This window comes from Pradoshia sp. (genome assembly GCF_051873915.1).
Lineage (GTDB): Bacteria > Bacillota > Bacilli > Bacillales > Pradoshiaceae > Pradoshia.
Genome location: NZ_JBJEFJ010000037.1, coordinates 1 through 12884, shown reverse-complemented (window position 1 = coordinate 12884; position 12884 = coordinate 1). Strand labels below are relative to the sequence as shown.

Here is a 12884-nt window from a genome sequence, read left to right as displayed (position 1 = left end):
ACTCCTCCTTCGTGTGCAGCACAGATCATTTGTTGATAAAGCTCAACACTTCCTGGCGAGTGCGCGCATCTGTTGCAAGCGTTCCGCGGACAGCAGATGTCACTGTCTTAGAGCCCGGCTTCTTAACACCTCTCATAGTCATACACATATGTTCTGCCTCAACCACGACCATAACGCCATGCGGTTCAAGTTTATCCATGATGGCATCCGCTACAGTAGATGTAATTCTTTCCTGCAATTGCGGACGTCTAGAAACAGCTTCGACAGCTCTCGCTAATTTACTTAAGCCTGTGACGCGTCCACCCTTCGGTATATAAGCAACATGTGCAACCCCAAAGAACGGGACAAGATGGTGTTCACACATGGAATAGAATGGGATATCCTTTACAAGCACTAATTCCTCATGGTCTTCTCCAAAGACCGTTTCAAAGTATTCCTTTGGATCTTGGCCGAGACCTGCAAAGACTTCCTCATACATTCTTGCGACACGTTTTGGTGTATCCAAAAGACCTTCCCGTGTCGGATCTTCTCCTAATGCTTCGAGAATCATGGTTACAGCTTCTTCTATTTTTCCTTTATTAACTTCATACATGAATGTCTTCCTCCTAGAGCATGCCTAAAATTCAACTATAACCATAGTAGCACATTTTAGGTGCCAGCCAAATTAATATATTCTGCACATAGAAAAAGAGCCGTTGCCCTAACGGCAACGGCTCTTAAGCGAATAGCGCTTATTCAAGTAACACATATGTACAGATTACTTAACAGCGTCTTTTAGCGCTTTACCTGGTTTGAAAGCAGGTACTTTGCTTGCACTGATTTCGATTTCCTCACCAGTTTGTGGGTTGCGTCCTTTACGGGCTGCACGCTCACGAACTTCGAAGTTACCGAAACCGATTAGTTGTACTTTATCACCATTTTTGAGTGCTTCTAAAATGGATTCGAAAACTGCGTCAACAGCTTTAGTAGCGTCTTTTTTGGAAAGTTCGCTAGCTTCTGCAACTGCATTGATCAATTCTGTCTTGTTCATGCCATTCACCTCCTCCCAAAGCAGGTTTTCTATTCTATTTCAATTACTTTTTGTAATTGTAATGAAATATCTGATATTCATCAACTTGTTTTTCACTTTATATTATTTTCGACCATAAAAAGGTATTATAAACATTGATATGTAAGGCTTTTCGCTTAGAAGTTGATTTCTGATAAAAGATTATCATAATCCCTACCCCATATCAAGTAAATTAGCGAAATTACGGGCATTTATTCGAATATTGTAGTTTATTTTTCTCATTTTATTGCGTTATGACTCCATTTGAGTTATTTTGAAATATTGGACTTTGTTCCTAGAACAAAAAAAGAGGGATTAAACGGTCTTAAAGCACCGATTCAACCCCTGATTCCTTATAGAATAATCGCAATCAAGCCACCTGATCCCTCATTAATAATTCTTTCCAACGTTTCCTTTAATTTGTATCTGGCATTTTCCGGCATTAGGCTCAGCTTAGCCTGTATCCCTTCCCTCACAATGGAGGATAGGTTCCTTCCAAAGATATCCGAATTCCAAATGCTGAGCGGATTATCCTCGAAATCCTGCATCAAATAACGGACGAGCTCCTCACTCTGCTTTTCAGTGCCAATGATTGGGGCAAACTCTGATTCGACATCTACCTTGATCATATGGATGCTAGGTGCCACTGCTTTCAGCCTGACTCCAAACCGTGAACCTTGACGGATGATTTCCGGTTCATCCAGACTCATATCCGCCAGTGACGGAGCAGCGACCCCATAACCGGTCTGCTTCACCATCTTAAGAGCATCAGCCACTTGGTCATACTCAGCCTTCGCATAGGCAAAATCCTGCATCAATTCAAGCAAATGATCCTTTCCGCGAATCTCCACGCCGACAATCTCCTTCAGCACCTGGTCATAAAGCTCATCCGGTGCGCTGAGATCCAGCTCTGCCACCCCCTGACCCATCTCAATGCCAGCAAGACTCGCATGCCCGACAAATTCATATTCCTCGAACAATGCTACTAAACGGTCCACATCTCTCAGCCGCTTTATATCCTGGACAGTTTCCCTAATAGCATCCTGATAGCTTCCACGCAGCCAGTGATCTTCATTCAAGACCATAACCCAGCGAGGAAGATTCACGTTCACTTCCAGCACAGGGAACTCGAACAATGCCTCCCTCAAGACATTGATGACATCCCCTTCTCGCATGCTTTCAATACTCATTGCAAGGACAGGAATGTCATACTTCTCTTGCAGCTTCGAGCGCAGGACCTCTGTATCCGGATGATACGGGCTAACAGTGTTGACAATCATGATAAAGGGCTTTCCGACCTCCTTCAGTTCCTCAACCACTCTCTCCTCTGCTTCGATATAATCCGAACGTGGAATTTCGCCGATGGAACCGTCGGTCGTAACGACTACTCCTAGGGTTGAATGGTCCTGAATGACCTTCCTCGTGCCAATCTCCGCTGCCTCATGGAAAGGAATCGGTTCATCATACCATGGCGTGTGAATCATTCTCGGTCCGTTTTCATCCTCATAGCCCTTTGCTCCAGGAACTGTGTATCCTACACAGTCAACCATGCGGATATTAACCTCGAGCCCTTCATCCACTTGAATTTGCGCTGCCTGATTTGGAACAAATTTTGGCTCTGTTGTCATGATTGTCCGTCCTGCCGCACTTTGAGGCAGCTCATCAATAGCCCTTGATTTCTCCGCTTCACTATGCATGCCCGGCAAGACAACAAGTTCCATGAATTTCTTTATAAACGTTGATTTACCTGTCCGTACGGCTCCTACAACCCCTAGATATATGTCGCCGCCGGTTCTCTCGGCTATATCCTTAAATATATCGATCTTTTCCAAGAGATCCCCTCCCGATCCAAAATATATGAACCCACCTATCGATGCTTTTTTATAACTGGTAAACTTGGACATTATATGTTTATGACTCTCATGGATGTGGTTATGACAAGTTTTTTCTCTCCTCTCTATTTATGTAAACTGGCTGACAGCCGGTAAGGTGCGTATCTTGTTATTAGTTACAGGCTTTTTTTATCACAAATAAAAAAACCTTTCTTTTACAATATATTTCGTAAAAGAAAGGTTATTCCTGATTTGACAGAAAGACAGGCTTATTCTCCTTTGAATCCCATGCATATGGAAGCGAATATGCAGGAACAAATAATGCCTCTTCCATTAAATAGGGCCTAATATCAGTATTTTCTTTCGGAGACTTCTCTCCCTCAGCCAATAGATCATACAAATCCGGAGTATAATCTACGTAAAGCTCTCCTTCACCGCTCATAACAAGATGAAGGTCCTTGCCAGAGAAAGGACTCTTAACGGTTGGATCTTCACGAAAGCCCATCTTTTCATAATCAAGCTTATAGACATTCGGGCCAACTTCCTCGGCTAATGCTGGATAGCCTTGGGCATCAATTTGCAGCCTCACTGAACGAATCGTTTCCGCAATCCTTAAATCGATGAGCTTAACAGTTGGGTTCTCCTCCTCATCAATAAGGGTATACTGGTAGACGCCGCCCTCTTCATAGGCATTGCTTGGAATCTCTGCTAAGTATCTCGGGACGATTTTCTTGAAATCAATGATGTATTTTATGTAATAATCCGTATCCTCTTCCTTTGTCACAATCGGCAGCAGGTTCCCATTTTCTTTCCTGAATTGATCAACCGCAGCTTCCACATTCTTAACACTTTCCTCATAGGGAATCTGGTTTTGCTGCATTTGCCCTTCCGGATATAAGCAACCGCTGAGTATCAAGGCCATACAGCCAGCAAGCAAGGCACAGATACTTTTTTTGACTTTATGATTCATCTTCATCCGTCTGTCGGCCCGCTAATAATGGTGATGAACATGATAATTCCTGCCAGGAATAAGCAGAAATAGGCAATCGTCCCGACCAAATATTTGAAAAATCCATTCAGTTTATACCGACTTACATATATGGCCAAGGCAGCAATCGCCATAAATACCATTCCAGCAATGGAAAACCACATTTTTTGCATCGATAAACTCAAATTGTCATACCCCCTTTTCCGAGAGTATTATACCATATTTTTTCAAATACAAATATTATTTACTATTCCCCCATAAAAATCCTTACATAACAGAGCATACAAAACAAAAACGGAAGGGAAATGGACTTCCATCTCTCTTCCGCTTTGGACTAAATATATCGACTTTAATTGGCTATGTGCCTTGGTTAGTCTTTAACATCATACTATGACCTTATTGTGCTTCAAGTATCAAGCAAATGCCTATGCTGCATGAAAAAACTTTGATTATCTCTCTTCGTTTACGAGGTGAATCAATTCTTCCATTTCATGCTTCTTGCTTCTGCCCATCAAATCCTCTACTTCCTGTTTAATATCTTTTCCGTTAAACAAGACATCATAAAGGGCATTCGTGATTGGCATCTTTACATGGTACTTCTCTGATAATTGGTGGGCCGCTTTTGTCGTGCGTACCCCTTCAACGACCATCCCCATGCTTTCAAGCACTTCATCGAGGTTTTTGCCTTTGCCAAGAAGGTTTCCTGCACGCCAGTTACGGGAATGGACGCTCGTACATGTTACGATTAAATCGCCAATACCTGTTAAACCGAGGAACGTTAATGGATCTGCACCCATTTTAACCCCTAAACGCGTAATTTCCGCCAAGCCTCTTGTCATTAAGGCAGCCTTCGCGTTATCCCCATAGCCGAGACCATCTGTAATACCTGCAGCAAGCGCAATGATATTTTTCAAGGCTCCACCAATCTCTACACCAACTAAATCCTGATTCGTGTAGACACGGAAGTTCTGATTCATGAATAAATCTTGGATTCGCTGAGCTGCTTTCATGTTTTTGGAGGCAACTGTTACGGTTGTCGGAATTCTTCTGCTCACTTCTTCTGCATGGCTTGGACCAGAAAGAACGATAATGTCATTTGTAATATCAGCAATCTCTTCTTCAAGCATTTCAGAGATTCTCATAAGGCTGTCCGGCTCAATTCCTTTGCTGACATGAACAACAGTAATCTTATGCTTCACAATGGACTTGATTTTACGAGCAACTTCCCGGAATGCTTTCGTTGGTACCGCAAAGACGATGATTTCAACGCCTTCAAGTGCTTCCTCCAGGTCATAATAGGCTCTGATTCCCTTCGGAAGCTCTACACCAGGCAAATAGCGGGTATTTGCCTGCTCGCGATTGATCTCCTCCACATGGTCTTCTTCATGGCCCCATAAACGTACTGTATGGCCATTATCCGCTAGTACCATTCCGAGAGCCGTTCCCCAAGAACCCGCCCCTAAAATTGTTACCGTTTCTTTCATAGTTACTCCACTCCTCAAAACCAGTTATTTTCGTAAACGAGAGAATATCTTAATCGGCGTACCTTCAAACCCGAATGCTTCTCTAATTTTATTCTCCAAGAATCGTTCATAGGAGAAGTGCATCAATTCCGGGTCATTGACAAAGACAATGAATGTCGGCGGTTTGACGGCAGCTTGAGTTACATAGAAAATTTTCAGCCTTTTTCCATTATGGGTCGGTGTCGGGTTCATAGCAACGGCATCCATGATGACATCATTCAGCACGTTTGTCGGCACACGTCTCGCATGGTTTTCACTTGCCATATTGATCATAGGTAATAATGTATGAATACGGCGTTTTGTTTTGGCTGATAAGAAGACGATTGGAGCATAATCAAGAAACTGGAATTCTGCCCTGATTTTCTCCTCAAAGCGTTTCATCGTTTTATCGTCTTTCTCTACAGCATCCCATTTATTGACGACAATGACAACCGCTCGTCCCGCTTGATGGGCATAGCCTGCGATTTTCTTATCTTGTTCAATGATGCCCTCTTCCCCGTCAAGCACGACAAGAACAACATCGGAGCGTTCTATCGCTCTCAAGGCACGAAGCACACTGTATTTCTCTGTACTTTCATATACCTTTCCTTTTTTCCTCATCCCAGCTGTATCAATGATGACGTATTCATCACCATTATATTTATAAGGGGAGTCAACCGCATCACGTGTCGTGCCCGCGATATTGCTGACAATGACCCTTTCCTCGCCAAGAATGGCATTCACTAAAGAGGACTTCCCTACATTCGGGCGGCCAATCAAGCTGAATTTGATGACATCATCATCATAATCTGATTCATCACGGGTAGGGAAATTCTTCACGACTTCATCAAGCAAGTCCCCTAGCCCCATCCCATGGGATCCTGAGATAGGAATCGGATCACCGAATCCAAGTGCGTAGAAATCATAAATTTGGTCACGCATCTCAAAGTTATCCACCTTATTGACGGCTACGACAACTGGTTTTTTGGAACGATAGAGAATCTTGGCTACCTCTTCATCAGCAGATGTCAGTCCTTCTCTTCCACTTGTCATCAAGATAATAACATCGGCTTCGTCAATCGCAATTTCCGCTTGCTGGCGAATTTGCTCTAAAAATGGCTCATCACCGATATCGATTCCACCTGTGTCAATAATATTAAAATCATGGTTCAGCCAATCACCGGAACTATAAATACGATCTCTTGTCACTCCGGCGACATCTTCTACAATAGAAATCCTCTCTCCAACGATTCGGTTGAAGATGGTTGATTTCCCTACGTTCGGCCTGCCTACTATGGCTACTGTTGGTTTTGGCATGGTCGTTCATCCTTTCAACTATCTAGCTACACTACTGTTTATTCCATAAGCTCCATCTCAATTTGTATCAAACGCCTGATACTCCCTTCTGCGTTCCGCTGCCGGTTATAAGAGGGCCATAAATAAAGCATTATTAGCAAGTTCATGTTTTATGAAAAAAGAACCCTTCTTATTCATTGAAGAAGGGTCTAACTATAATATGATAGCAAACGTTTCAAAAAGGTACAACTGTTCTCACACGACAATCGGGATATTTCTACAAAAATAGTTTCCCAATACCCTCTTTCTACTACCTCATTTCGCTATCACGCGGCTGTACCGTCATTAACGATTTCCTCGTCGACCGTTTAACAAACCATTGCTCCAATCTATATAAAAGGCCATTGAACACGAACATTAAACTCAAAAAATCCATCGCTTCAAGCGAGAAAAGCCCATTGATTGGCATTCCGTTCTGCATGAGCAGAGCTGCAAAAACCACTTGACCGCATAATGAGCCGATAATGGCCGCACTTAATCGTTGATTCCAATCCTTCTGAAAAAGAGCCCCTGTCAAAACAACGAGAAGCGAGCACATTATTTTCCAGTCAACAATCAGCCATATAGGATACAGCATGGTAAGAATCCTTAAACAAGCAAAGGAAGCCGTAACTACGAAGATGGTAAAGGCCATTAAGAACAATTTTCGACTCGGGACATTCCGCCACTGACAAAAAGACCACAATAAAACAGGAACAAGGATAAAGTTTACTTGAATCTGGACGATATTCATATATATACCCGCACATACGAGGATAATGAGCACAGTAATCAAATGCCTGCTCCGCTTCCATGCAGGTCCATTCTCCATAAAGAGAATATACCAAATAGCTAACCAACTGATAAGAAAAAAGATTGTACCTTCTTGCATAACTACCTCCATTAGCATTATGCCAATCTCTTTGCCCTTTTAATCACTCTATGGCATAAAGTTACGCATAAGATACTGACATTTCAGTTTTTCATAATGGAAGGCTTAAAAAAGACAGCCCTTCCCGAAGGATGGACTGTCTTATAGATTGTTCTTTATTTCTTAAGGTTCTTTAATTGTTCCCCAATCATTTCACCTAATTGGAAGCCTTTAGTTTCTTCAGGCATTTCATAGCTGTCTGCTTCTGCAGGAGCTTCTTCCTCAAGTTCTTTAATGCTTAAAGATAAACGATGTTCATCTTCATTCACATCAAGCACTTTCACTTTGATGACATCTCCCTCAGCGAGCACCTCATGCGGAGTGCCAATATGCTTATGAGAGATTTGTGAGATATGGACAAGCCCCTCAACACCTGGGAATACTTCTACAAATGCTCCATAAGAGACTAAGCGCTTCACCGTTCCTTCTAGAATGCTGCCTTTATGTGCTTTAGAGGTAATATCAGACCATGGTCCAGGCAATGTTTCTTTAATGGATAAGGAAACACGCTCACTGTCACGATCAATGGAAAGAATCTTAACTTTCACCGTATCGCCCTCTGATACAACATCAGATGGTTTGTCAACATGCTCATGGGAAAGCTGGGATACGTGAACAAGGCCATCAATTCCGCCAATATCAACGAATGCACCGAAATCAGTGATACGTTGTACTTTTCCTTCAAGAACTTCTCCAGCTTGAAGAGTTCCAAGGATATCCATCTTTTTCTTTTCTTTCTCGTCACGAACGACATCGCGATGGGATAGGATCAATCGATTCTTTTCTTTGTCTAACTCAACAATCTTAAAGGAAAGTGTCTTGCCTTTATAGTCTGAGAAATCCTCTACGAAATAATCTTCAACAAGAGAAGCCGGAACGAATCCGCGAACACCAAGGTCAACAACAAGGCCGCCTTTTACGACATCCTTTACTTCTGTCTCAATGATTGTTCCTTCTTCAAAATCGTTTGCAAGCTCTTCCCATGCATTTTCTGCGTCAACCTTACGCTTAGACAGGATTAAGGCCTCATCCTCGATTTTGATAATTTCGAACTCAAGCTTGTCGCCTTCTTTCACGACATCTGATGCTTTTTCTACATGGAGACTGGAAAGCTCGCTGATTGGTACAATTCCATCATGCTTGCTGTTCTCGACTTCCACGACTACCTGCTTTTCTTCTACTTTCGTAACAGTGCCTGAAACATGCTGTCCCACACTGAAATCTGCTACTTCAATATTATTCATATCCTCTGTCATATGTACTCCTCCTAACAATCACAGCTTCATTTCAATTTCATTTCTCAATTTATATTTAATACCACATTTTTTAAGGAACTAAACAATTCTAAATTATTCCTTTTTTCTAACTTCTTACAAATACGGGATTTTGTCAAGCAGTAACCTTATCGATTTTTAACAATTAATTCCTTTATTTCTGCCATTATGACTTTAGTCACCTCTTCAGGAGAGGCTTTTTTACTACGGAGTTCTTCCATATCAATTGGTGTTCCATAAATGACCTTTGTCACGCTGAATGGTTTATAGGATCCGATGACTGCACAAGGAACTACCTTGGCATCTGTACGCAGGGCAAAGAATCCTGCACCAGCCAAGCCTTCCCCCAGTTCACCTGTTTTACTTCGCGTTCCTTCCGGGAACAAACCAAGGACATTTCCTTCCTTCAGTACAGCCAGCCCCTTTCTTAACGCATTCCTGTCGCTCATTCCCCGCTTAATTGGAATCGCATTAATGTGAGGAAGGATAGTTTTTAATACCGGAACCTCAAAGAGCTCCTCCTTGGCGATAAAATGAACGGGTCTAGGGGCTGTCATTCCTACTACAGGAGGATCAAGCTCACTAATGTGATTGCTGCATAACAACACTCCGCCCGTTTTTGGGAAATGCTCTTTCCCATAAACCCGAACTCGATAGAGCGGAGTGAGCACCGTTTTTACAACGCCTCTGGCAAAACCATAAAACGTCATCCACGTACTCCTTTCTCATTAGCAATACGGATAATTGCATCCACTACTTCTTCAATCGTAAGGCTTGTTGTATCAAGCTCGATCGCATCATCCGCTTTTTTCAATGGAGATACCTCCCGCTCGGAATCAAACTTATCCCGTGAAGCAATCTCCTGTTTCAGCTCCTCCAAATTGGAGTCAAATCCTTTTAGAAGATTCTCGTCATGCCGGCGTTTTGCCCGCTCATCAACACTTGCCAGCATAAAGATCTTCACCTCGGCATTGGGCATGACATGTGTACCAATATCGCGCCCATCCATGACCACTCCTCCTTGTTCTGAGAGAAGCTGTTGACGTCTCACCATTTCTTCCCGTACCAGCTTATGCTGTGCCACTGCAGATACGTTCTTTGTCACCTCTGGGGTTCTAACTGCATTGGAGACCACTTCACCGTCTACCAATACGTCTTGTCCAGTTTCATTGTTTTTTAACGTGATATCCGTATCCATCAGCAGGGAATAAAGAGAAGCCTCATCATTTGGATTAACGTTTTGTTTGAGCGCCTTATAGGTTAGTGCCCTGTACATTGCTCCCGTATCAATATATATGTAGGTTAATTTTTTAGCGATAATTTTTGCTACGGTGCTTTTTCCCGCCGCCGCAGGTCCATCGATAGCAATTGACAGTTTCTTTTCCATTTGTTCCTCCTTGTTGTCAAACAAATCTATTACATGCTTATTTTAACACAGCTTTACGAATTATAAAGAACGAACTCCATATAAAAGAAGACAAAGCACATTCACTTTGCCTTCTCTTCCTCTCGTCCGCCGCCTGATAATGCCTCCACAATAGAGGAGTAATTTTCCTTCAATACACCCTCATATTGGACTAGGGCTTTCCATTTATGAAATGTGTCATCTCGATGAAAAAACAATTGAAAAAAAAGTAAAAATACCAATTGAATGAATATCATTTTCTTGATGATACGCTCTACCGTTTCCATGCCGCACCCCTTTAAGATAAGTGTAACCATGGAAAGGAAGATTAATCAGCAGCAACCTTATTTCTTTCCTCCAGCTGCCGTTCAAAACGCACAAATTCTCCGCGCTGAATTTTAGTTAAACGAGAATCCCCAGGATAATAGAGAACAAGCATGGGGATGTTTTCCCGGTGCTTACGAATGACCTTTGTTTGAAACCGGTATGTATGCTGATCCTTAGCCAAAAAAGTGACGAAAAGCTCTGTTCCTGTCTGCAGATAACTCAGCTTATTTGTATCTAGATTGATTGGATAATCAATAAATACTTCCTCATTTGTGTAGTCAGCAATCTTACATTTATATATTTTACTGTCTGGACACCGTTCTCATCTTCTAGGATAAAAGCCATACCAATTGTCAGCATAAACAGATTCCCTTCCCCCAATTTGTTAAATAAAACGAAGAAATAGGGCTTATTTATTATAATGCCAAATAACCTAGAAAAGGAAAAGATTGTTACAAACTCTTTTTTTCACGTCCATCAATAATCTAATTCATGAATAACTTCCTCGACGATAGAGCTTCCAGCTGTCCGTTCAATATCCATCCATGTCCAGTTTTCATGCAATCTGATTCGTCCATCAGGCAAGATTTCCGGTGTTGACCTGCAAAAGCCGCCTCTTAGTTCATTATTCCTATTTACATGATTGTATCGAAATTCCAAGCTGCCATCCACCTTCACTAATCCAATCAACATCCCTTGTATAATTTGTCCGCCGCTGTAAGTCGCTGTAACAATCTGACCTTCCTGCCTATAGTCAAAAAAAGTCTTAATCGATACTTCTCCATTAGATGTATTTTCAATAGAGACAAATCTTTTATTGTGATAATTAATCAAACCCATCCCTCTCCTTGTTTGTTTCTGTTTGTAAATATATTAAGCTGATTAGTCTTACTAGCGCAAAAGAAAAAACCGGATGATGATTCATCCGGCCAGACTGTCGACAAAATGGACGGAGAATTCTTTTATTCTCAGTCCATTTTTTGATTTTTTGATATTTCCTCCGTAAGACAGACTTCTCCTGCTCTCTTTATTAGGCCATTTTTGGCGTTTTCCATAGCCAATTGGCCATCTTCTTTAGGTTCATTGCAGCAAAAGTAAGCATCGCCTGCATGGACAATTTTTCAATTCCCCTAAGGGTTGTCCACCGCATTCCATGCTTTTCCTTTGCATCGGCAAAGACCCGTTCAATTGATTCTTTGCGTCTTGCGTAGATGATTTTGTTCTTTTCCGTATGACGGAGATGGTCGGCTTCCTCTAAGTGTTCCTCCCAAACATGGCGCTGAATCAGCTTCTGATGGTTTTTACTTTGGGTGCAGACAGATAGAAGCGGACATTCCTTACAATGAAGGGGATTGGAAAGATATTGCCGATAGCCTTCTTTCGTAGTCGTACGATATGGTAGTTCTTGTCCTCCCGGACAAAGATAGCAGTCGTAATGTACATCATAGACAAATTCGGTCTTTTTCATGAGACCTTCTTTTGATTTGGGACGTGTATAGGGTAAAGCTGGGCGAATTTAGTTTTCCAACAGGTATTGAGCAATGGCGGGAGTCTTATATCCAGCATCAGCGGCCACAGCGCTTGGTTTTCCGGTATTCTCCATGACCTTCTCCATCAAGGGTTCAAACATCGTGCTGTCATGAACGTTTCCGGGGGGCACAATCGTTCCCAAGACAATCCGTTGCGGTCGGAGGCTGCGTGTAACGAATAAGCAAACTGCTTGGTTCGCTCATCTTTGACATAGTACCCACTATCAGGATCGGTCGTACTCTCCTTGATTTCTTTCCTCTCTTCCTTTTTGAATTTATCGGGAGGAATTGGTTTTTTTCCATGTTCGTCACGGTCACGGTTGATTTCCAGATTCAATCGTTCTTGATAGGCTTTTGTTTCCTTGCGCACAACCTTCTTCTCAAACTTACGTTTGTTGGCGCTCGCTTTCACATGAGTAGAATCAATAAATACATGTTCAGGACGGATTAGTTTTTTATCCGCAGCTTGATTCAGAATCTGAAAGAAAATCTGTTCAAAAAGATCCGTATCTTTGAATCGGCGTTCATAATTTTTACCGAAGGTTGAGAAATGGGGCACCTTATCATGAAAACCAAATCCAAGAAACCAGCGATAGGCCAGGTTGGTCTCAATCTCTTCGATGGTTTTGCGCATGGACCGGATGCCAAACATGTACTAGATGAAGGTCATTTTGATGAGGACAATAGGATCAATGCTAGGGCGACCTCGCTCA

14 protein-coding genes and 1 pseudogene are annotated in these 12884 nt (G+C 42.2%); all 15 read right to left on the bottom strand.

What is annotated here, in order from left to right:
* Positions 1-25 precede the first annotated feature (25 nt).
* Complete coding sequence (gene folE, locus ACI35L_RS03975; protein ID WP_049670555.1) at positions 26-592, bottom strand: GTP cyclohydrolase I FolE; 567 nt, start codon at positions 590-592, stop codon at positions 26-28.
* 165 nt (positions 593-757) lie between these two features.
* A complete protein-coding gene (locus ACI35L_RS03970; RefSeq protein ID WP_049670554.1) occupies positions 758-1030 on the bottom strand; it encodes an HU family DNA-binding protein in 273 nt (90 codons plus the stop codon).
* A gap of 371 nt (positions 1031-1401) precedes the next feature.
* Entirely contained in the window at positions 1402-2880 is a 1479-nt protein-coding gene (gene spoIVA / locus ACI35L_RS03965) for a stage IV sporulation protein A (RefSeq protein ID WP_049670553.1), read from the bottom strand.
* 241 nt (positions 2881-3121) lie between these two features.
* The gene (locus tag ACI35L_RS03960) at positions 3122-3856 is read right to left on the bottom strand and encodes a hypothetical protein (RefSeq protein WP_231589494.1); all 735 of its coding nucleotides are present in this window, start codon (positions 3854-3856) and stop codon (positions 3122-3124) included.
* Complete coding sequence (locus ACI35L_RS03955; RefSeq protein WP_049670552.1) at positions 3853-4053, bottom strand: DUF2768 domain-containing protein; 201 nt, start codon at positions 4051-4053, stop codon at positions 3853-3855. The genes ACI35L_RS03960 and ACI35L_RS03955 overlap by 4 nt, the downstream gene beginning before the upstream one ends.
* A gap of 264 nt (positions 4054-4317) precedes the next feature.
* Positions 4318-5352, bottom strand: a complete 1035-nt coding sequence (locus tag ACI35L_RS03950; RefSeq protein WP_049670551.1) for an NAD(P)H-dependent glycerol-3-phosphate dehydrogenase — start codon at positions 5350-5352, stop codon at positions 4318-4320.
* Positions 5353-5376: 24 nt separating this feature from the next.
* Complete coding sequence (gene der / locus ACI35L_RS03945; RefSeq protein WP_049670550.1) at positions 5377-6687, bottom strand: ribosome biogenesis GTPase Der; 1311 nt, start codon at positions 6685-6687, stop codon at positions 5377-5379.
* A gap of 289 nt (positions 6688-6976) precedes the next feature.
* Positions 6977-7597: a YphA family membrane protein gene (locus ACI35L_RS03940; RefSeq protein WP_156185585.1), complete on the bottom strand. Its 621-nt coding sequence runs from the start codon at positions 7595-7597 to the stop codon at positions 6977-6979.
* Between the two features lie 155 nt (positions 7598-7752).
* Entirely contained in the window at positions 7753-8892 is a 1140-nt protein-coding gene (gene rpsA, locus ACI35L_RS03935; RefSeq protein WP_049670548.1) for a 30S ribosomal protein S1, read from the bottom strand.
* Between the two features lie 146 nt (positions 8893-9038).
* Positions 9039-9620, bottom strand: a complete 582-nt coding sequence (locus ACI35L_RS03930) for a lysophospholipid acyltransferase family protein (RefSeq protein ID WP_049670547.1) — start codon at positions 9618-9620, stop codon at positions 9039-9041.
* Complete coding sequence (gene cmk, locus ACI35L_RS03925; RefSeq protein WP_439802298.1) at positions 9617-10297, bottom strand: (d)CMP kinase; 681 nt, start codon at positions 10295-10297, stop codon at positions 9617-9619. Before cmk ends, ACI35L_RS03930 begins: the two co-directional genes overlap by 4 nt.
* Positions 10298-10398: 101 nt before the next feature.
* Positions 10399-10602 (bottom strand): DUF5359 family protein, encoded by a 204-nt coding sequence (locus ACI35L_RS03920; RefSeq protein WP_049670545.1) that lies wholly within the window; start codon positions 10600-10602, stop codon positions 10399-10401.
* Between the two features lie 41 nt (positions 10603-10643).
* Positions 10644-10943 carry a flagellar brake protein gene (locus tag ACI35L_RS03915; RefSeq protein ID WP_082197066.1) on the bottom strand — a complete coding sequence of 100 codons (300 nt, stop codon included), beginning with the start codon at positions 10941-10943 and terminating at the stop codon, positions 10644-10646.
* Between the two features lie 176 nt (positions 10944-11119).
* Positions 11120-11476, bottom strand: coding sequence for a n-acetylglutamate synthase (locus ACI35L_RS03910; RefSeq protein ID WP_231589493.1), 357 nt, complete (start codon positions 11474-11476; stop codon positions 11120-11122).
* Positions 11477-11672: 196 nt separating this feature from the next.
* Positions 11673-12884, bottom strand: a pseudogene (locus ACI35L_RS03905) (IS1182 family transposase); the annotation flags it as partial.